Annotated in this window: 20 protein-coding genes; 8 read left to right on the top strand and 12 right to left on the bottom strand. The window is 58.9% G+C overall.

Translation table 11 applies throughout. The features are described 5' to 3' along the window. Positions 1-6: 6 nt before the first annotated feature. The 4 genes from I7X13_RS03925 (at position 7) to I7X13_RS03910 (ending at position 4,216) form a co-directional block, all read left to right on the top strand. Complete coding sequence (locus I7X13_RS03925) at positions 7-1,179, top strand: glycosyltransferase (protein ID WP_198068528.1); 1,173 nt, start codon at positions 7-9, stop codon at positions 1,177-1,179. A gap of 233 nt (positions 1,180-1,412) precedes the next feature. Beyond that, positions 1,413-2,639, top strand: a complete 1,227-nt coding sequence (locus tag I7X13_RS03920) for a bifunctional 3,4-dihydroxy-2-butanone-4-phosphate synthase/GTP cyclohydrolase II (protein ID WP_198074418.1) — start codon at positions 1,413-1,415, stop codon at positions 2,637-2,639. A 211-nt stretch (positions 2,640-2,850) separates the two neighbouring features. After that, positions 2,851-3,570, top strand: a complete 720-nt coding sequence (locus tag I7X13_RS03915; RefSeq protein ID WP_198074417.1) for a hypothetical protein — start codon at positions 2,851-2,853, stop codon at positions 3,568-3,570. Next, positions 3,554-4,216: a hypothetical protein gene (locus I7X13_RS03910; protein WP_198074416.1), complete on the top strand. Its 663-nt coding sequence runs from the start codon at positions 3,554-3,556 to the stop codon at positions 4,214-4,216. The genes I7X13_RS03915 and I7X13_RS03910 overlap by 17 nt, the downstream gene beginning before the upstream one ends. A gap of 116 nt (positions 4,217-4,332) precedes the next feature. Here I7X13_RS03910 and I7X13_RS03905 read toward each other — a convergent pair whose 3' ends face one another. Beyond that, positions 4,333-5,655: a competence/damage-inducible protein A gene (locus I7X13_RS03905; protein WP_198074415.1), complete on the bottom strand. Its 1,323-nt coding sequence runs from the start codon at positions 5,653-5,655 to the stop codon at positions 4,333-4,335. Between the two features lie 113 nt (positions 5,656-5,768). Between I7X13_RS03905 and I7X13_RS03900 the strand changes: the two genes are divergently transcribed. Further along, positions 5,769-6,629 carry a DUF4197 domain-containing protein gene (locus I7X13_RS03900; RefSeq protein WP_198074414.1) on the top strand — a complete coding sequence of 287 codons (861 nt, stop codon included), beginning with the start codon at positions 5,769-5,771 and terminating at the stop codon, positions 6,627-6,629. Positions 6,630-6,711: 82 nt separating this feature from the next. Here the strand turns inward: I7X13_RS03900 and I7X13_RS03895 are convergent, their stop codons facing one another. The 6 genes from I7X13_RS03895 to I7X13_RS03870 all read right to left on the bottom strand — a co-directional run bounded on the left by I7X13_RS03895 (position 6,712) and on the right by I7X13_RS03870 (position 12,912). Further along, entirely contained in the window at positions 6,712-7,077 is a 366-nt protein-coding gene (locus I7X13_RS03895; protein ID WP_198074413.1) for a hypothetical protein, read from the bottom strand. A gap of 203 nt (positions 7,078-7,280) precedes the next feature. Next, complete coding sequence (locus I7X13_RS03890; protein ID WP_198068514.1) at positions 7,281-7,910, bottom strand: ABC transporter ATP-binding protein; 630 nt, start codon at positions 7,908-7,910, stop codon at positions 7,281-7,283. Between the two features lie 153 nt (positions 7,911-8,063). Next, positions 8,064-8,870, bottom strand: coding sequence for an acyl-ACP--UDP-N-acetylglucosamine O-acyltransferase (gene lpxA / locus I7X13_RS03885; protein ID WP_198068512.1), 807 nt, complete (start codon positions 8,868-8,870; stop codon positions 8,064-8,066). Positions 8,871-8,977: 107 nt separating this feature from the next. Beyond that, positions 8,978-10,372: a bifunctional UDP-3-O-[3-hydroxymyristoyl] N-acetylglucosamine deacetylase/3-hydroxyacyl-ACP dehydratase gene (locus I7X13_RS03880; RefSeq protein WP_198074412.1), complete on the bottom strand. Its 1,395-nt coding sequence runs from the start codon at positions 10,370-10,372 to the stop codon at positions 8,978-8,980. Between the two features lie 105 nt (positions 10,373-10,477). Then, positions 10,478-11,518: a UDP-3-O-(3-hydroxymyristoyl)glucosamine N-acyltransferase gene (gene lpxD, locus I7X13_RS03875; RefSeq protein WP_198068508.1), complete on the bottom strand. Its 1,041-nt coding sequence runs from the start codon at positions 11,516-11,518 to the stop codon at positions 10,478-10,480. Positions 11,519-11,682: 164 nt separating this feature from the next. Next, positions 11,683-12,912, bottom strand: coding sequence for an HD domain-containing protein (locus tag I7X13_RS03870; protein WP_198068506.1), 1,230 nt, complete (start codon positions 12,910-12,912; stop codon positions 11,683-11,685). 258 nt (positions 12,913-13,170) lie between these two features. Between I7X13_RS03870 and porX the strand changes: the two genes are divergently transcribed. Beyond that, entirely contained in the window at positions 13,171-14,739 is a 1,569-nt protein-coding gene (gene porX / locus I7X13_RS03865; RefSeq protein ID WP_198074411.1) for a T9SS response regulator signal transducer PorX, read from the top strand. A gap of 31 nt (positions 14,740-14,770) precedes the next feature. On the opposite strand, the gene I7X13_RS03860 is transcribed toward porX, so the two are convergent. Both I7X13_RS03860 and I7X13_RS03855 read right to left on the bottom strand, forming a co-directional pair. Continuing rightward, complete coding sequence (locus I7X13_RS03860; RefSeq protein ID WP_233454651.1) at positions 14,771-15,184, bottom strand: TonB-dependent receptor plug domain-containing protein; 414 nt, start codon at positions 15,182-15,184, stop codon at positions 14,771-14,773. A gap of 96 nt (positions 15,185-15,280) precedes the next feature. Further along, complete coding sequence (locus I7X13_RS03855) at positions 15,281-16,537, bottom strand: pyridoxal phosphate-dependent aminotransferase (RefSeq protein WP_233454650.1); 1,257 nt, start codon at positions 16,535-16,537, stop codon at positions 15,281-15,283. Positions 16,538-16,763: 226 nt separating this feature from the next. Between I7X13_RS03855 and tsaE the strand changes: the two genes are divergently transcribed. Together tsaE and I7X13_RS03845 are read left to right on the top strand one after the other, a co-directional pair. Continuing rightward, positions 16,764-17,201, top strand: coding sequence for a tRNA (adenosine(37)-N6)-threonylcarbamoyltransferase complex ATPase subunit type 1 TsaE (tsaE, locus tag I7X13_RS03850; protein ID WP_198074409.1), 438 nt, complete (start codon positions 16,764-16,766; stop codon positions 17,199-17,201). Positions 17,202-17,297: 96 nt separating this feature from the next. Then, complete coding sequence (locus I7X13_RS03845; RefSeq protein ID WP_198068502.1) at positions 17,298-18,524, top strand: alanine dehydrogenase; 1,227 nt, start codon at positions 17,298-17,300, stop codon at positions 18,522-18,524. A gap of 66 nt (positions 18,525-18,590) precedes the next feature. Here I7X13_RS03845 and I7X13_RS03840 read toward each other — a convergent pair whose 3' ends face one another. From I7X13_RS03840 to I7X13_RS03830, 3 genes are all read right to left on the bottom strand, one after another. Then, a complete protein-coding gene (locus I7X13_RS03840; RefSeq protein ID WP_198074408.1) occupies positions 18,591-18,959 on the bottom strand; it encodes a hypothetical protein in 369 nt (122 codons plus the stop codon). 1 nt (position 18,960) lies between these two features. Continuing rightward, positions 18,961-19,266, bottom strand: coding sequence for a hypothetical protein (locus I7X13_RS03835; protein WP_198074407.1), 306 nt, complete (start codon positions 19,264-19,266; stop codon positions 18,961-18,963). Between the two features lie 101 nt (positions 19,267-19,367). Beyond that, the gene (locus I7X13_RS03830) at positions 19,368-20,291 is read right to left on the bottom strand and encodes a flavin reductase family protein (protein ID WP_198074406.1); all 924 of its coding nucleotides are present in this window, start codon (positions 20,289-20,291) and stop codon (positions 19,368-19,370) included. Positions 20,292-20,332: the final 41 nt, after the last annotated feature.

The following is a 20,332-nucleotide window of genomic DNA, read 5'->3' as shown; positions in this document are numbered from 1 at the left end:
CAAGTAGTGTTTTGGGGCTGCCTGCTGCTGGTTGCGCACACCTACGTGCTGTTTCCGGTGCTGCTGGGCTGGCTGGCCCGGGGCCGCCAGCAAAACCCCGACGTGTACGCCCCCGGCGCGCCCGGCCTGCCGGCCGTGGACATCCTGCTGGCCGCTCACAATGAGGAGGCTGTAATTGAGGAGAAAATCCGCTCCACCTTCGCCACCACCTACCCGCTCGACCGGCTGCGGCTGCTGGTGGGCTCCGATAATTCCTCGGACCAAACCAACGCCCTGCTGGCCGCGCTGGCCGAAAAACACCCGCAGCTGCACTTCGAAGCCTACCACCAGCGCACCGGCAAGCCCGGCGTGATTGACCGCCTGGCCCGCCAGGCCACTGCCCCGGTGCTGGTGCTCACGGATGCCAACGTGTTTTTTGCGCCCGATACCCTGTTTGAACTCGTCAAACATTTTCATAACCCGGCCATCGGCCTGGTGGGCGGCAATATTCTCAACCCCGACCACCGCGCCGAAGGCATTTCGGGCCAGGAAAAGGCTTACCTGGAGCGCGAAAACCTGATGAAATACCAGGAAGGCGTGGTGTGGGGCGCCATGATGGGCGCGTTCGGCGGCTGCTTTGCGGTGCGCCGTGCCTGCTACCACCCGGCCCCGGCCGAGTTTCTGGTCGACGACTTCTACATCACCATGGCCGTGCTGCGCGACGGCTACCAGACCATCAATGAGCTGGACGCCCTTTGCTACGAGGACGTGTCGGACCACCTGCCCGAGGAATTCCGGCGCAAGGCGCGCATCTCGGCCGGCAATTTTCAGAACCTGCGCGAGTTTCGGCGGCTGCTGTGGCCGCCGTGGCGCGGGGTGGCGTTTGCGTGGTGGTCGCACAAGGTGCTGCGCTGGCTTACGCCGCAATTGCTGCTGCTGCTGCTGGCCGCCACGGTGGGGCTGGTAGTGGGCGGCGCGGGGTGGTTCTTCCAACTGGCGCTGGCGGGGCAGCTGGGACTGCCGCTGCTGCTGCTGCTCGATAAAGCCCTGCAGCGCACCGGCCGCCACCCCCGGCTGCTACGCTTCATCACGCACTTTTATAGCATGAACGCGGCCTTGCTGTTGGGCTACTGGCGCTACCTGCGGGGCATCAAAACGACGGTGTGGCAGCCCACGCAGCGCTTTCAGCAGGCGAAGTAGTGGCACTGTAAGTCGGTTTTTGTCCGTCTGTCATCCTGAGCGCAGCGAAGGACCTTATCGCCATGGAACGAAAGCCATTCTAGCTTGATAAGGTCCTTCGCTGCGCTCAGAATGACCGGATTTTTGATTTTCTAGGCTGCTTTAGCGTCTGGACGCAGCCATGGAAGCCACGCAGCCGTCGGAGGCTAACTTTGTGGCCGCCCTCGTTGTTATGGGCCGAAATACTCCACCCCATGCTTGACACCATCGAATCCGCCATTGCCGACATCCAGGCTGGCAAAGTGGTTATTGTCGTCGACGACGAGGACCGCGAAAACGAGGGCGACTTTATTTGCGCAGCCGAGTGCGCCACCCCCGAAATCATCAATTTCATGGCCACCCACGGCCGCGGGCTGGTCTGCGCCTCGCTGCCCGAAGAGCGCTGCGAAGCCCTGGGCCTCGACTTGATGGTGGGCCACAACACGGCCCTGCACGCCACGCCGTTCACGGTGTCGGTCGATTTGCTGAAGAACGGGGTGACCACCGGCATCTCGGCTTCCGACCGCAGCAAGACGATTCTGGCCCTTATCGACCCCACCACCAAGCCCGAGGAGCTGGGCAAGCCCGGCCACATTTTCCCCCTTAAAGCCCGCAAGGAAGGGGTGCTGCGCCGCGCCGGCCACACCGAGGCGGCCGTGGATTTGGCCCGCCTGGCGGGGCTGGCCCCGGCCGGGGTGTTGGTCGAAATTCTGAAGGAAGACGGCGAGATGGCCCGCCTGCCCGACCTCGAAATCGTGGCCAAAAAGTGGGACCTGAAACTGATTTCGGTGCAGGACCTCATCAAGTACCGCTTGGCTACCGAAAGCCTCATTACCCGCGAAATTTCGGTGAAGATGCCCACTGAGGAAGGCGACTTCGACCTGTACGCCTTCACTCAGAACTCGAACGGGGCCAAGCACCTGGCCCTGGTGAAGGGCGACATCAGCGGCCCCGAGCCGGTGCTGGTTCGCGTGCACAGCTCCTGCGTGACGGGCGACATCTTCGGCTCGTGCCGCTGCGACTGCGGCCCGCAGCTGCGCCAGGCCATGCGCCAGATTGAGCGCGAAGGCCGCGGTGTGATTGTGTACATGAACCAGGAAGGCCGTGGCATCGGCCTGCTCAACAAGCTGAAAGCCTACAAGCTGCAGGAGCAGGGCCGCGACACGGTGCAGGCCAACGAGGACTTGGGCTTCAAGGGCGACGAGCGCGACTACGGCGTGGGCGCGAGCATCCTGCGCGACCTGGGCGTGCGCCAGATGCGCCTGCTCACCAACAACCCCAAGAAGCGCACCGGCCTCATCGGCTACGGGCTGGAAATCGTGGACACGCTGCCCATCGAAATCAACGCCAACCCGCACAACGAGGCTTATTTGGCCACCAAGCGGGATAAAATGGGCCACACCATTATGAACGTTGTACCGGTCGAAACGCCGGCGGCTTAAGCTATACCGCATATTTGCCATAAAGGCCAGCCCACCGGGCTGGCCTTTTTTGTGTAGTCTCAGTGCTAAATCAAAGTGTGACAGTAAGCCTTTCTTTGAAAAATCCAGCCTGTATAGCAGGAATCAGTAAAATTCAATAACTTATAGTTCATTGGACTTGCCTTTCCGGTTCGAGGCTATGAATACTAGGTTTTTAGTCTGTTCACTGCTTTTGGCGCAAGTGCCGGTGTACGGTCAGGGCAACAGCGGCGTCCGATTAGACTTCGAGTTCAGTCGCATTGTCCTTGCCAGCGGCGACACGTTGGCGGGGCCGGTGGCAATGCACTACGCTACCGATATGCTGTACCTGGCGCAGCCCGATGGCACCATCCGGACCCTGGTCCCGGCTGCGGTGGCCGCTTTTGCAGTGCAGGGCGAAAGATTTGCGACGGGGCAGGGACGCTACCGGGCGGCCCATGCCGCCGACCCCACGGTGCTGCGGCTGTTTCGCACCCTGCCGTGGACCGGCGAACGCCCGGAGCAGCGGCCGGAGCCGTATTTCTTCGAGCAATTGGCCGAAGGCCCTGTCCTGCTGCTGCGGCGACAGTTGCTGGTGCCTCGCCAGATTGCCCTAAATATGTCGGGGCCTGCGCGCGGCGGTGGACTGAGCCGCGCCCTGCCGGTTGCGCCGGGAAAGCAACCAGTGGTAGACATCGCGCCGGTGCAATACCGAACCGTCAACGAGCTGCAGGATATTTTTTATCTGGCCTGGCCCACCGGCCTAATTCGGCCCCTGCGCAATCTCAAAAAAGACCTGTTGGCGGCTTTTCCTGGTCAGGCACAAAAGATACAGACTTATGCCAAAGCGCAGAGCTTAGGGTTTGCTACCGCTCATGAACTGCACGTTTTGGTGAGCTATGCCAATTCTCTAGCCATTGCCACTACGCCGTAAGTTAGGTGAGGCTACAAGTCAACTGCTGCCGCAGCATCGTGAGCATGGATTGGGCGGCGTGGAGGCGTACTTTGCAAGTATGTTGAGCCGCCTGTTGCTATCCTTGGTGCTGTTGTTCCTGTCGCTGCCGGCTGCAACTTATTTCGTTCAGGCCCAAGATGGAAGCAGCGAAGCCCCAAACCCCTGGATAACCCAGCCTTGTGACGACAGGCCCGACGAGGAAATTTTTCGCAAGCCCTCTGAAACCGGACACGGCGTAGACCAAGGGTTGGTGGACCTGATACACGGCTTTGGCAACCTGCTGCTGTTGCTGTGGTGGCTGTTCGCCGCCGGGCTGTTGCGATTGGTTATTGCCCTATTTAGGAAAACCGTTGCGGTGTGGGTAGTAATATGGCTGCCGTTTCTATTAGTGGGCTGGGTGGCGCTTGCCCCTCTGCAGGAGCTTCGGCAGAAATTGCGCTGGGTTGAGGAGTTTCAGGCGCAATGCCGTGCCTACGACCCACCCAGCCGGGCTTTATTGGCCTATAAACAGCGAAAATGGAACGAGGCCTTTCCGTATATCAGCATGGTCGTTGCCATGACCATGCTGTATGTTCCGGCCATTGGCCATGTGGTGAAGTACCAAAAACAGCCGCCATTGCTGTGACAAGCGCCAACGTGCAAAATAATTAGCTGTTTGCCCAGCCTGCGATACCCCCCCGTACCGCAATGGTGCTGAGGCTTGTCGCAGGCTGGGCTGGTGGCTGAAAACAGGACGGATTACTACACTTGCAGCGGCCGCACCTCCGCCTGCGCCAGCTGCTGCCGCAGCATCGTGAGCATCGATTGGGCGGCGTATTCCGTGTTCAGGGCCCGGCCCCGGTCCAGCACGTACTCGCGGGTGATGGTCTGGGTGGCGTCGGAGTAGGCTAGGCACACGGTCCCGACTTTCTTGGTTTCGGTGGCACCAGTGGGGCCGGCAATGCCGCTGATAGCCACGGCCACATCCACGCCCAGGCGGTGGCGGGCACCCTCGGCCATCTCGCGCACGGTGGCCTCACTCACGGCCCCGAACTCGGCCAGGGTTTCGGACTTCACGCCCAGCTCCTGCTGCTTGATGTCGTTGTGGTAGGCCACGATGCCGCCCCGGAAATACGCCGAACTGCCCGACACGCTGGTAAGGCGCTGCGCCACCATACCGCCGGTGCAGCTCTCGGCCGTGCCCACGGTGAGGCCTTTGGCGAGCAATAACTGGCCAATGGCAGCTTCGAGCGTGGTTTCTTCTTCGGCAAAAATGTACTCGCCGATGCGCTCCCGCAGGGCGGGCAGCAGGGCCAGCATCCGGCCGCGCAGGTCGGGCAGGCCATCGTCGGAGCCGGTGAGGCGCAGGCGCACGGCCCCGAAGCTGGGCAGGTAGGCCAGCTTGATGTTGGCGGGCAGGGCGTCTTCCCAATCCTCAATCTGCTTGGCCAGAAAGCTCTCGCCCAGCCCGGCCGTCATCACGACGACGTGCTCAATGGGGGCAATGTGGAACTGCGCCTGCAGGCGCGGCAGCACGTGGTCGGTCATCAGGCGCTTCATCTCGAAGGGCACTCCGGGCATGCTCACGAATATGGTGCCCTGGTCCGAAAACCACATGCCAGGCGCCGTACCTACGGCGTTGTGCAGCACCTCGCAGTTGGCCGGCACCAGGGCCTGCTGGCGGTTCACGTCGAGCATGGGCCGCTGGAAGCGCTTGAAAATCTCCTCCACGTGGCGCAACGTGGGCTCGTGCATCACCAGCTCAGAGCCAAAGTAGCGGGCCAGTACATGCTTGGTGAGGTCGTCTTTGGTGGGGCCGAGGCCACCGGTGATGAGCACCACCTGCGCCCGCTGCCGGGCCTGGTCGAGGGCGGCCACGATTTCATCGGCCCGGTCCGACACCGAGGAAATCTGCCGCACGCGCAGGCCAATCTTGCCCAGCTCCTGACCCATGAAGGCCGAATTGGTATCGATGACCTGACCGTAGAGCAACTCGTCGCCAATGGTCATGATTTCGACATCGGGCGGCGCGGCGTGGGGGAGTTGAGGGGCGTTGGAAGCAGGGGTGGGCTGGGCCGTGGGCATGAGTTAGGCGAAAAAAATAGGTTTGGCCGCAAAATTGTCTTCACTTTGCAGCAGCGGCGGCCTTAGGACAGCCACAGGGGCCTTCCGGTTTTCCCGTCGCAGCAGATTATTCCATGTTTACTCGCATTGCTGGTTCTGTGTTGGTAGCGGGCCTGTTGGCTGCCGCTGCGCCCGCCGCCCACGCCCAAACCAAAGCCAAGACCACGACCACCAAGAAAACTACCACGACCAAAACCACCACCCAGACCGCTGCCCAAAAAGCTGCTGCCGCCAAGGCGGCCGCCGCTAAAGCTGCTGCCGACAAAGCTGCTGCTGCCAAAGCCGCTGCTACTAAAGCTGCCACCACCACCCCAGCCCCGGCGCCCCTCACCGAGGCGCAGGCCAGCGCCGGCATCAAAGAAGCCCTCAATAAGGGCATCGTGAAGGCCGTGCAGTTTGCCTCCGAGCCCGACGGCTTCAACCTCAACGACGACATTCACATCCCCACGCCGCCCGACCTCGACATTGTGAAAACCACCGTGGGCCGCCTGCCGGGCATGAACACGCTGTTCACCCAACTCGAAACCCAGCTCAACCGCGCGGCCGAAGCTGCCGCGCCCAAGGCCAAGGACATTTTTCTGAACGCCCTCACCAACATCAGCATCACCGATGCCCTAACGTTGGTAACCAGTGGCCAGACCGACGCGGCCACGCAGTTCCTGCGCAAGTCGACCCAGCAGCAGCTGATTTCGGCCTTCCACCCCGACATCGAAGCCGCCATCGACCAGGTCGGGGCCGGCCGCGCCTATGCCACCATCACCAATCAGTACAACAAAATCCCGCTGATGACGCCCGTCAACCTCAGCTTGGCCGACTATACCACCCAGAAAGCCGTGGATGGCCTGTTCATCCTGCTGGCCAACGAGGAAGCTAAAATCCGCAAGAACCCCGCTGCCCGTACCAGCGACATCCTCAAAACGGTGTTCGGCCGCTAGTCGGTTATCACCAGATGGTTTGATTGAAAAAGCCCCGACTGGAATTCCAGCCGGGGCTTTTTTTGCGTTGAAACGCGGGGGCTTAGTAATCGTCGCTATCGAAGCTGCTGCCGCGCCGGCTGCCCCGGCCGCTGCTGTAGCCTTCGTCGTCATCGTCGTCGTCATCGTCGGCGAATTCGTCATCGTCATCGTCGAGGCTGGTAAAACCGCCGCGGTCGGAGTTTTCGGCGCGTTCGGCTTCCACAAATTCTTCTTCGCTCATGTTGGCCAGGTCAAGGGCTTCGTCATGCGAAGAGCCCGTGTCGGTCCACATCAGGTAGTCGGCGTATTTGGCCGAGAGGCGGTCTTCGGTGTTGCCGATGGCGGTAGCGCCACCTTTCTTGGCATACGTGTCCAGGTCGTCGTCGTCGGCGAGCAGGTCGTCGTCCAGGTCGTCGTCATCAATCATGGCCAGGGCGGATTAGGGTGAAGTGAAAAATGATGCTTGAGTAGGCCGCGAAGATACGGTCGCCGCGGATTTTCGTTTCTCTTTCTGCGCCATTGATTCCGAGAAAAAGGTAAGCTCAAGCTTAGAAATGACGTTTTTGCCAGATTGCCAGTGGCTATTTTCGTCAATAAATCAGGGGGGTGAAAGCCTGAAAAATGTGGGTGCTATCCGCGCACCAGTTGAAAATCCGTCACCACCAATTGCTCGTCGCAAAAGCCGTATTCGGCTGGCACGTTGGAGCTGAGCAGCAGCGTGCGGCCGGCGCGGGTGGCCTGCACATGTTCCTGGTACCAGGCCACGCCGGTGGTGTCGAGGTTGGTGGTGGGCTCGTCGAGCAGGAGCAGGGGCGCATCGGCATACAGCGCCAGGCCCAGCTTCAGCCGCTGCTTCATGCCCGACGAAAACTCGCGCACCAGTTGGTGCCGCGCCTTCTCCAGGTACATGATGCCGATGAGCTGGTCGAGCGTCACGCCGGGCCGCAGCGGCTTGAATTGGGTGTGAAATTGCAGCATCTCCAGCAGCGTCAGTTCTTCCAACAGCTCCAGGTAAGGCGCGGCGTAGGCCAGGTGCCGGGGCACGTCCTCCACGGCCAAATCCTGGCCCGCCAGCGAATAAGCCAGCGTGCCCTCGGTGGGTAGCAACTGCCCCGAAAAGGTATTCAGCAGTGTGCTTTTGCCCGCGCCATTGGGGCCGAGCACAGCGGTGGCGCTGCCCGGCCGGAAAACACGTGTCAGGCCTCGGAAAATCCAGTCGCGCTGGAAGCGCTTGCCCAAGCCGGTAGCGGTGATTTGCAAGGGGGGAGGTTGATTTGTTAAGTGGGGCAAGGCCGTCATGCCGAGCGCAGCGAAGCATCTTTACCGTAGTAGTAATTGAGTTTACTATTGCGGGCAAGATGCTTCGCTGCGCTCGGCATGACGGCCTTTACTGATACAAAACGGGCGTGCTTCTTACTCCGATTCGCTGCCATCGGGCCGGCCACGCTTGGGGCCTTTGATGATGCCCCGCGTGGCGGCACGCACAAATTCTACGGCCAGGTCGCGCTCGGGCGAAACTGGCAGCTCCCGCTCAATCTGGGCCAGCGCATCGTGGTTGTTCAGGCCGCCCAAAAACAGCGTGCGATACAACTGCTGCACCATATTGATGGCCTCTTCGGTGAAGCCCCGGCGGCGCAGGCCCACCGAATTTGCCCCGGCGTAGGAGAGGGGCTCACGGCCGGCCTTCACATACGGCGGCACATCCTTGCGCACCAGCGAGCCGCCCGAAATCATGGCGTGCGCCCCGATTTTAACGAACTGGTGCACCGCCGACGACCCGCCCACGATGGCGTAGTCGCCCACCTCGACATGCCCCGCTACCTGCACGGCATTAGCCAGAATGCAGTGGCTGCCGATAACGCAGTCGTGGGCGATGTGCACGTAGGCCATCAGGAGGCAGTGGCTGCCCACGCGGGTTTCGCCGCGGTCCACGGTGCCGCGGTTCACGGTCACGCACTCCCGAATCACGGTGTAGTCGCCGATAACGGCCGTGGTTTGCTCGCCGGCAAACTTCAAGTCCTGCGGCACGGCCCCAATCACAGCGCCCGGAAATACCTGGCAGTTGGCCCCGATGCGGGCCCCGTTCATGATGGTCACGTTCGGCCCAATCCAGGTGCCCTCCCCAATTTCGACATCGGCCGCAATGGTCGTAAACGGCTCGACGGTGACGCCCGCCGCGAGGCGTGCCGAAGGGTGAATAGAGGCGAGGGGGGAAATCATGTACTCAGTGGTCATTTATCATTTAACATTTAACAGAAGGTAAAGGCTTTATTCATTGCGGTAAGCCTTAGGTCTTGTTAAATGATAACTGTTAATTGTTAAATGAATTAGGCGTCTTTACGAACGATGGCAGCGCTCATTTCGGCTTCGCACACCACCTTGCCATTCACGAAAGCCTGGCCGCGCATCTTGGCAATGCCGCGCTTGATGGGGGCCAGCAACTGGCAATGATACACGATGGTATCTCCGGGCAGGACTTTCTTGCGGAACCGGGCATTCTCAATGCCCAGGAAATACTGCCAGTAATTCTCGGGGTCCGACACAGTGTTCATCACCAGAATACCGCCGGTCTGGGCCAGGCCCTCAATTTGCAGCACGCCGGGCATCACCGGGTTGCCGGGGAAATGGCCCTGGAAGAACGGCTCGTTAATCGTCACGTTTTTTACGGCCGTCACCACCTGGTCGTCCAGGTGGATGACTTTGTCAATCATCGTGAACGGGTAGCGGTGGGGCAGCACCTGCATAATGCGGTTGATGTCCATCACCGGCTCGCGGTTGGGGTCGTACACGGGCACCGGGTTGGTGCGCGACTCCAGCATCTTCTTCTTGATTTTCTTGGCAAAGGCCACGTTGGCAGCGTGGCCGGGGCGGGCGGCCAGAATCTGGCCTTTCAGCGGGCGGCCCACCAGGGCGAGGTCGCCCACGAGGTCGAGCAGCTTGTGGCGGGCGGGCTCGTTTTTGTGGCGCAGGTCCACATTATTCAGGATGCCTTCCTTCTTCACCGACACGCGGGGCTTGCCCAGCATTTTGGCCAGCTCAGTGAGCTCGTCGTCGCTCACCACGCGGTCCACCACCACGATGGCGTTGCTCAGGTCGCCGCCGCGAATGAGGTTGTTTTTGTAGAGCATTTCCAGCTCGTGCAAAAAGCAGAACGTGCGCGACGACGCAATTTCTTCGCTGAACAAGTCGATATCCGTGAGGGTGGCGTGTTGCGAGCCCAGCACCGGCGAGTTGTAGTCCACCATCACCGTGAGGCGGTAGTCGGAGAGGGGCAGGGCAGCAATTTCCACGCCGCGCGCATTGTCCACGTACCGAATGCTTTCCGGTATTTCGTAGTAGTTGCGCAGCGCATTCTGCTCTTCAAAACCCACAATGCTCAGGGCCTTGATGAACTCAGCCGACGACCCATCCATGATGGGCGGTTCGGGGCCGCTGAGCTGAATCAGCACGTTGTCGAGCTGCAAGCCCACGAGGGCGGCCAGCGTGTGCTCCACGGTATTCACCCGGGCACCGTTCTGCTCGATGGTGGTGCCGCGGCTCAGGTCCACCACGTTGTCCACGTCGGCGTCGACGATGGGCTGGCCGGGCAAATCAATCCGCTGAAACTTGTAGCCGTGGCCCACCGGCGCGGGGCAAAACGTCATGGTGGCCTCTACGCCGGTGTGCAGGCCAATGCCGCGCACCGTCACGGGCGCCTTGATAGTGTGTTGCTTGTCGTTCATTTAATTAGCTGTTAGCCATCAGCTGTTAGCTGTTAGCTTCACAATGACTCGTTGAGATGCTAACAGCTAACAGCTAGTAGCGAACGGCTCAACCCGGCTGCAAAGCTAGGGCTTTTCTGCCGCGTTTTTTGCCTTCTCCAGCTGAGCCACGCGCTGTTCGAGCTCGGGCAGGCGGCGGAAAACGATTTGGGCGCGCTGGTTTTGCTTGAAGTCGAAGGCCGTAGAGCCTTGCAGAATGGTACCTTCCTGCTTCACGTTCTTGCCAATGCCCGACTGCGCGGTGACGGTCGTTTTGTTGGCCAGCGTGACGTGTCCGGCCATGCCCACCTGCCCCGCCAGCACGCAATGGTCGCCGATTTTGGCCGAGCCGGCAATGCCCGATTGCGAGGCAATGACCGTGTGCCGACCAATTTCCACGTTGTGAGCCAGCTGCACGAGGTTGTCGATTTTGCTGCCGGTTCGCACAATGGTCGAGCCCAGCGTGGCGCAATCCACGGTGGCATTAGCCCCGATGCTCACGTAGTCTTCGAGCACCACGTTGCCGATTTGCGGAATGGCTTTATAAGAACCATCCGGCTGCGGGGCGAAGCCGAAGCCGTCGGACCCCACCACGGCGCCGGCTTTGATGACGCAAAACCGGCCGATGACCGTATCGGGATAAATCTTGGCCCCGGCGTGAATGATGCTGCCCGCGCCAATCGTGACCCGGTCGCCGATGTAGGCGTGCGGAAACACCAGCACGTTTTCGCCCAGCTTGCAATTCTCGCCGATGTAGGAAAACGCGCCCCGGTAGTGGCCTGGCCCAATTTCCGACGACTCGCCAATGAACGAAGGCTGCTCGACGCCGCGCTTGCCGGTGCGGGTGGCCTGGGCGTAAAATTCCAGCAGCTGGCTGAACGCCGTGTAAGGATTTTCGACCCGGATGAGAGCGGGCTTGATGGCTTGTTTCAGCTCCTGGGCCTGGCCCACGATGACGGCCGAAGCGCCGGTGTCGTAGAGAAACGGCTCGTATTTGCTGTTTGAGAGGAAGGTGAGCGAGCCGGCCTGCGCCTCTTCAATCTTGGCCAGGCTGGAGATGCGCAGGGTGGCGTCGCCCTCCACGGTGCCGCCGAGAACTTCGGCAATTTGCTGAACGGTAAATTCCATGAGGGCAAAATTAGGCGGCGGTTTCTGTTTTCAGGCTGGAGGAATCCGGCTACTTGTCATCCTGAGCGTAACGAAGGACCTTTTCATGCCTAACCGATTTGCAATATTCCAAAACGCGTAGGCATGGTAAGGCCCTGCGCTGCGCTCAGGATGACAAGCAAGTCCTACACAATTTCCTTCGGGTAGCAGATGTAGAATTTCTCCACGCGCTGGCTTAGGGCGCGGATGTTGGGCAAATCAGACGCTTCCATTACGTTCACCACGTCGCCTTTCTTGGTCAGAATTTCGATGGGCTCCTGGCTTTCGGCGTTGTAAGCGCTGTTGCTGAGGCGGCCGGGAATCATGAGTAGCGCGGCTTCGTCCATGGGAAGGCCAAATTTCTCGGCGATGAGCTCCTGAATGCCGAGGCGGAATTCATCGTCAAACGGCTCGGGGGCCAGCACAATTTTGAGCAGGTTGCGGTGCAAAATGCTTTTGGCGAGGTAGCTGAGCACGATATCAGCATGGCCGGCCCAGGCCTTGATGGCCGACCAGATATCGTAATCATCCAGCTCCACGAAATGGCTGAGAATTTTCTCATTTTTCTCGAACTCGTCCAGGCTCACGGCGCGGCCCAGGAAGTAGCCCAGGCAGCTGTTGGCAGGTACTTCCACGCCCTGGCGGGCCAGGTCGCGGGCCCGTTGCACCACCCGAATAACCATCTGCTCGGCTGAGGTGACAGTTTTGTGCAGGTACACCTGCCAGTACATCAGCCGGCGGCTCACCAGGAAATTCTCAACGGAGTACACGGCTTTTTCTTCCAGCACCAGCCTTTCGTCGTGCACGCGCAGCATCTTGATGAGGCGGTCGGCGCCGGGGCGGCCTTCCTCTACGCCGGTGTAAAAGGAGTCGCGGTTGAGGTAGTCGAGGCGGTCCATGTCGAGTTGGCTGCTCACCAACTGATGAAAAAATGGCCGCGGGTAGGTGCCCTTGAACATTTCAATGGCCAAATCGAGCTTGCCGTGAAATTCTTTGTTTAGGCGCTCCATCAAAAAGAGCGACAGCTGCTCGTGTGGCACATCCTGGAAAATGGCCGTTTCCAGGGCGTGCGATAGTGGGCCGTGGCCCACGTCGTGCAGTAGGATGGCGGCCATGGCCGCCTCGCCCTCGGCCGCTGAAATCTTCACGCCCTTGTCCTTGAGCGTGCGCAGGGCCAGCGACATCAAATGCATGGCGCCCAGCGCATGGTGGAAGCGCGTGTGCAACGCCCCGGGGTACACAAAGCCGGTGAGGCCGAGCTGCTGGATGCGCCGCAGCCGCTGGAAATACGGGTGCTCAATCAGGTCAAACAGAAACTCCGTCGGGATGGTGACGAAGCCGTACACGGGGTCGTTGAAGATTTTCTTTTTGTTCACGGAACGGGCGGAGGGGGGATGACGGGCAGAAAACAGAACAGTAGAAATACGGAGCGAATGGGTGAAATCAGGCAACATTTGCAGCGCCCGCCCGTCAATAACTGAACGCGAAGCTACGGCAGGCCGTTTGGGCAAGCTCAATCCTTCACGGGAAGCTGGCCGCGCCTAATCGGCAAGCCGGCTATATATCCATTCGGGACGTCTTACGTTAACTTCATTAACCAAGACGCTAAAGTCCCCAAGACCCAAGTCCTCACTATGCAACAAACCACCATCCTCTGGGCCGACGACGAAATCGACCTGCTCAAGCCGCACCTGCTGTTTCTCAAGGAGAAAGGCTACGACGTGACGCCCGTCAACAGCGGCGCTGATGCCATTGAGGAGATTCAGGAAAAGAGCTACGACCTCGTGTTTCTCGATGAGAACATGCCCGGGCTCACCGGCCTGCAAACCCTCACCGAAATCAAAGCCATTCGGCCCACCGTGCCCGTGGTGATGATTACCAAGAGCGAGGAAGAGCACATTATGGAGTCGGCCATCGGGGCCAAAATTGCCGATTACCTGATTAAGCCTGTGAACCCCAGCCAGATTCTGCTGTCGGTGAAAAAGGTGCTCGACAACAAGCGCCTCGTGAGCGAAGCCACCAACTCGGGTTACCAGCGCGATTTCCGCCAGCTCGGCATGCAGCTTTCCGACCGCCTCTCGCCTTCCGAATGGGCTGATGTGTACAAGAAGCTGGTGTACTGGGAGCTCGAAATTAACGAAACCGAAGGCAAGAGCATGGCCGAGGTTTTCAACATGCAGAAGGACGAGGCCAACACGTATTTCGGCCGCTTCATCACTGAGAATTACGAAGATTGGGTGAATGGCGACGACAAGGACGCGCCGCTTATGTCGCATCAACTGTTCAAAGAACGGGTGTTCCCGACGCTGAAGGCAACCGGCGACACGCCCGTGTACTTCGTGCTGATTGACAACCTGCGCTACGACCAGTGGAAAGTGCTGGAGCCTATTATTACCGAGATGTTTACGGTGGATAGCGAGGAAATGTACTACGCCATTTTGCCCACCACCACGGCCTATGCGCGGAACGCCATTTTCTCGGGCATGATGCCGAGCGAGATTCAGAAAAAGTACCCCAACCTTTGGGTGAACGACGACGACGACGAAGGCAAAAACCTGCACGAGGCTGAGTTCATGGAAATCAATTTCCAGAAAAACAACCAGAAGGTGAAGCACAGCTACAACAAGGTGACTAACCTGCAGGCCGGCAAAGACTTGCTAGGCAAAATGAGCAACCTGCACAACAACTATAAGTGCAACGTCATCGTGTACAACTTTGTGGACATGCTCTCGCACGCTCGCACCGACATGGCCATGATTAGGGAATTGGCCGCTGATGAATCGGCTTACCGCAGCATTACCCGCTCGTGGTTCCTGCATTCGCCGTTGTATGAAATGATGCAGCAGATTGCCGAGAAAAAAGGCAAGCTCATCATCACCACCGACCACGGCACCATCCGCTGCAAGCGTCCGTATAAGATTGTAGGTGACCGCAATACCAATACCAATCTGCGCTACAAGCACGGCAAAAACCTGGGTTTCGACGATTCGCGCGATGTGTACGTGGTGCGCAAGCCCGAATCCATTTTCCTGCCGCGCGAGAACGTGAGTACCGCGTATGTATTCACGATTGGCGACTATTTCTTCGCCTATCCGAATAATTACAACTACTACGTAAATTATTATAAGGACACGTTCCAGCACGGCGGTATTTCGCTGGAGGAATGCATTATTCCTTACATCACGCTCACGCCGAAAGGGTAATTAAATTGAGTTACAAGTAAAAAAAGCCGCCTCAATCGAGGCGGCCTTTTTTTGCTGTTTGCTGGTGCATTGGTTTCGTATAGGGATGTTTTAGGGTCATTAAAATTACCCCATTGACACCACGGCTGCCATAAATAGCGGTTGCGGCATTGCCCTTTAATATTTCGATTTTTTCGATATCATTCGGATTTAATGATTTGATGTCTTCTTCCTGAATCGATTTGCCATCCACAATATAAAGGGGACTATAGCCGGCGGGAATCGTGCTGGCACAAGCTATTCGAATGGTTTTGGTTTGAGCCTTTGTTGAGTCCTTGGATTGTGATGTTCCAAGTTGCGGCCGGCCTAACATAGCTGAATCTGCCGACTGCGCACGTGCATTGCCGGAAATCAGTACTGCGCCAATCCCAAATAGCGCAAGTAAAAAATGATTTTTTAGGAACATGCTGAGGGGAAATAAAATGAGAAATATTATCCAATTTAAACGACTTAATTTATGGATGCCATTTCTCATTAATTTGCACAGCTGAGAAACTGAATATTATTTCAACTTATCCAGCGCCGCCTTCAAACGAGGCAGGGCGGCTTGAATCGAATCCACCGTTTCGGCGCCCACTGAGGCGCGGAACCACGGCTCCGATGCCGGCGACCCAAAAGCCGAAAACGGCACCAGCGCCAGCTTGGCTTCGGAAATAAGGTAGGACGTGAGTTCGGCGGTGGTGGTGAGGACAGTGCCGTCGGGGGCGGTGCGGCCCAGCACGTCAATTTTGATGGTGAGGTAGATGGCGCCGGCCGGAGCTACGGCATCGACGGGGTAGCCCTGAGCTTTCAGCGCTTTCAAACCTTCGAAAAGGCCATCCAGTGAGCCTTGCAGGCGGCCTTTGATACTGGTCAGAAATTCATCGACGGCGGCGGTTTCGGGTAGGAAGTTGCCCATGGCCACCTGCTCGGCTTTGGGAGCCCAGGCCCCGACGTGGCCCAGAATGGCTTTCATTTTGTCGATGATGGCGGTAGGGCCGAAGCCGTAGCCCACGCGCACGCCGGTGGCGGCGAAGCATTTCGAGGTGCCGTCGATGTAAATGACGTAAGGGCGCAGCTCGGGGCGCAGGCTAACGGGGTCGTAGTGCTTGGCCTGGCCGAAGGTAAGCAGCCAGTAAATCTGGTCGTAGAGGATGTAGAGCGGCTTTTCATCTGGACCACGGCGCTTGTTCTCGGCAACCACCAGGTCGCAGATTTCCTCCAGGCCTTCCTTGGTGAATACGGTGCCGGTAGGGTTCAGCGGCGAGCAGAGGGCCAGCAGGTTAGCACCCGCTATGTGCGGGGCCAGGTCGGCGGCCGTGGGCATAAAATTATTTTCGGGCCGGGTGGGTACGGCTACGGGCGTGGCCCCTACCAAGTGGCAGTAGTGGTTGTTATTCCAACTGGGCAGCGGGAAAATGGCGCGGTCGCCTTCGTCGAGCAGGGCGCGGTAGGTGGCGTAAATGAGCGGGCGCGAGCCGCCGGCAATGAGAATGTCATTGGAGCCGTACTCCAGGCCCTGGCGGGTTTTCAAGAAGGCCGAGACGCTGTCGCGCAGCTCGCCCATGCCAGCGGCGGGCGGGTAGTTGGTCTGGCCGGCCTGGTAGGCGGCGATGATGCCTGCGGTGAGCCCGGCCGGAATCGGGAAGATTTTCGAGTCGAAATCGCCAATGGTCAGGTTGCAGATGTTGGCACCCTGGCGTACCTGCTCGCTCACCTGGTTGCCAATTCGAATGATTTCGGAGCCGATGAGGCCGGCGGCCATCTTGGATATTTGCATGGGAATACGGAGAAATGAGTGCCGCTGCGGCCCACGAAGGTATTTCAGCGCCGTCGAAACGCCCGTTGCTTTAGCCAGGGTGGCACTTTTCAGGCGCGGCGCGGCTGCGGTAGATGCGTTAAAACCAGTTGCTTGGCTTAAAAATCCGGAGCATCATGGAACTGACCTTGACCTTCGAGCAACATAAAAACGATTATTAGTGTTGCCACGGCCGTATTTTCGCCGAATGCTTCCCCTCACGCTCACCGTTCCTTCCTTGGCGGCCCTGCCCGCCGCCGCCGCCCGCCTGCAAGCCGCCATTGCCGAAGCCCGTTGCTCGGTAGTGGCCTTCGAGGGAGAGATGGGCGCGGGCAAAACCACCCTTATTCGGGCGCTGGCCGCCGCCCTAGGCGTGGCCGACGACGTGAGCAGCCCCACCTTTGCCCTGGTGAACGAGTACCGCGATGCCCGCGATACCCCCATCTATCATTTTGATTTTTATCGCATTGACTCCATTGCCGAAGCTGAGCGAATGGGCGCGGCGGAGTACCTCGATTCCGGGTATCTTTGTTTGGTAGAATGGCCGGCCCGGGTGGCGGCCCTCTTGCCCGTGCCCCACCTCGAAGTGCGCATCCAGGTATTGCCCAATGAAACCCGCGAAATAGAATTGAAAATTATTAATTAAGAATTAGAAATTGTCTCTGCATCGTGCTCTGTGCGGAGTAATTATTGATTGCTCATAATTTTTAATTCCCAATTAATAATTTATAATTCCCCCAAAATGCCCGAGCAGCTACCCTCCGGTTTTGAGTCTTTGGCCACCAGCCGCGCCTATTTCACGCAGGAGTCGATGCTGGCCGTGGAAACGCGCAAACGCAAGCTCTTCATCGGGATGCCGCGCGAAACCTCGCTCCAGGAAAACCGCCTCGGCCTCACGCCCGAAGCCGTGCAGCACCTCGTCTCGGCCGGGCACGAAGTAGTGATGGAAGCCGGGGCCGGCGAGCCCAGCAAATACGCCGACCACGCCTATTCCGAAGCCGGCGCCCAGATTGCCTACTCCACCGAGGAGGTGTTCAAGGCCGATATTCTACTGAAAGTGGCTCCGCCTACGCTCGAAGAAATTGAGCTGCTGCACCCCGGCCAAACCCTGATTTCGGCCCTGCAAATGGGTTCAATGACTTCGGAATACATTGCAGCGCTATCCCGTAAAAAAATTAACGCCATCGGCTTCGAGCTGATGAAAGACCCCAGCGGCGCCCGCCCCGTGGTACGCGCCATGAGCGAAATAGCGGGTTCGACGGTGATGCTGATTGCGGCCGAATACCTGGCCCGCTCCAACGAGGGCAAAGGTATTATTCTGGGCGGCATCACGGGCGTGCCGCCGTCGCAGGTGGTCATTCTCGGGGCCGGCACAGTGGCCGAGTATGCTGCACGCGCCGCCACCGGCCTCGGGGCCGAGGTGAAAGTGTTCGACAACCACCTCTACAAGCTGCGCCGGCTCAAGCATAACCTGGGCATGCAACTCTACACAAGTACGTTGGACACGTTCGCGCTAAGCCAGCAAATCCGCCGGGCCGACGTGGTAATTGGTGCGCTGGCGGTGGAAGACGGCCGCATTCCCTTCATGGTGCCCGAGGAAATGGTGTCGAGCATGGCCTCCGGCTCGGTCATCATCGACGTGAGCATCGACCAGGGCGGCTGCTTCGAAACCAGCGAGATGACCAGCCACAGCAACCCTATCTTCCGCAAATACGACGTGGTGCATTACTGCGTGCCCAACATCGCCTCGCGCGTGCCCCGCACCGCCACCAACGCGCTGAGCAACATCTTTACGCCCATCCTCCAGGAAATCAGCCAGCACGGCGGCATCAACGAAGTGCTGTTCACTAATGAGCATTTCCGCAGCGGCGTGTACATCTACCGCGGCTCGCTGACTAATGCGATGATTGCGAAGAAATTTAATTTACGGTATAAGGAATTGGGGCTGTTGATTGCGGTGCGGAATTAACCGGTGCTTGGTATTCCAATTCCGGAATAATTAGGAAAATTGACAGCGAATCAGGTCAGTAATAAATTATGTGGGTCGGTTGAGCCATTGCCGGAAGGCCTGCGTGCCCAGGGCATAAGCCACCACATCGAGCGGGTCTGCCACGGCTTGGCGTGAATAGCCTGGAAGAATGCCTTCAAACCAGACTGATACAAAAAACCAGGATGCCAGAAGCCAGGTATCGGGAAAAATAAATTTTCGGGAATGATTGCCGAGGCGGCGTTGGGCCGCTAAGGCTAGCGTGAGCATCACAGGCATGGCTAGGACATCGGCGAAGTATGAGGTAACAAGGGCCGGCAGCGGCACGTGCAATACGTACCGATTGAACAGGTGCAAACCATATCCCGATGCTGCCACTAAAAAGAGCGGCCGACGAAATTCTGGCCATTGCAGCATCTCAACCCGCCGCAAGTGTCACCAGCCACACTATAAAGGCGATGATGGCCGCGAAGAGCATCTGACCGCCAAGGGCAATCCGCTTGAAGAACCGTACTAATGGACTATCCCCAGGGTGGATTTCTACCCTGAAAAGGGCCGGTGTCGGCTGCTTTTCCAACTCGGCGCGCGCTAAGGCATTTTGTTGGGCACGCGGGTCGAGCAAATGCCCACAATGCTCGCAACGGTCATCGGAGCTTTGTTGCCACCTCGACCATTGCTGGCAATGCACGCATTTTTTCGTGGATATTAAGGATGATGAATCCATGCGGTAAAACAACTTGATGAGGCTGGCAGGAGTTGTTTGCCGCATTGTTAGTTGTAGCTCCCAACTAATTGCCTTGCTCAGCCAACGCCTTTGCTCAATTCTTATATTAGGTTATATAAAAGTAATGCCTTCCACGCCTCCACCAGCCGCCCCTCGGCCAGAAACTGGCGGCCCAGTTGCAGCAGTTGCTTCTTCAGTTCTGGGGCATCGTCCTGATGTTTGTTGAGCAGATAGGCCACCATCGGTTCGGATTTGAATTCTTCGACCTGCTCCGGCCTGGGCAAGGCGTCGCGCTCGATGTTGGCGAGGCGGCCCAGCTCATTGCCTGTGAGCACGTCGGAGGTGCGCAGGTGCTCGGGTAGCTGGTCGATGCCGATGCCGATGTGGCGGTTAGGCTTGGGCACTTCAAACAGGCTGGCACCGCTGGCCCGGCAATACCAGTCGCCGCCGAGGCGGGCCACCGCGTCCAGTTTGAAGGGGTCGATACCGGTGGCATCGGGCAGCAGGATATCCTGGCGGAAGTGGGCCCGCACCACCCGGCAGATGATGAGGTTGCCGGCCCCGTTATTCTGGCCCAGCTCAATAATCTGCTCCACAACGCACTCGAAGGCGGCCGGCGCTTCGGCCAAGCGGGGCGGGCGCACCAGTTCGGAAGCCAGCTCGGTGAGGCCGGCTTTGGTGAATTCGTTTACGCCCTTATCATATTCGGTGCTGGCCAGCGACATCTGCTCCACCAGCGCGTAATCGCAGATATTGATGACGACTTCGGGCACCTCGCGCACGTTTTCCAGTGTGTGCTTCTGGGTGTTGTCGCGCACGCGGTTGGCCGGCGAAAACACAAGGATGGGCGGGTTCGAGCTAAAGGCGTTGAAGAAGCTGAAAGGGCTCAGGTTCACGCGGCCGTCGGCATCGATGGTGCTGGCGAAGGCGACCGGGCGCGGAGCCACCGCGCCCACCAAGAAGGGGTGCCACTGGGCGGGCGTGAGGTCGGAAGGAGTGAGGGAGTGAAAATCGGAGCTAGGCACAGGCAGGAAATATGGGCAGGGCAACCCGTTGAACGGTCAAA

It is taken from the genome of Hymenobacter negativus (genome assembly GCF_016056375.1).
Taxonomy (GTDB): domain Bacteria; phylum Bacteroidota; class Bacteroidia; order Cytophagales; family Hymenobacteraceae; genus Hymenobacter; species Hymenobacter negativus_A.
Note: the sequence above shows the minus strand (reverse complement) of the source record. Positions and strands in the feature narration are given on the sequence as shown.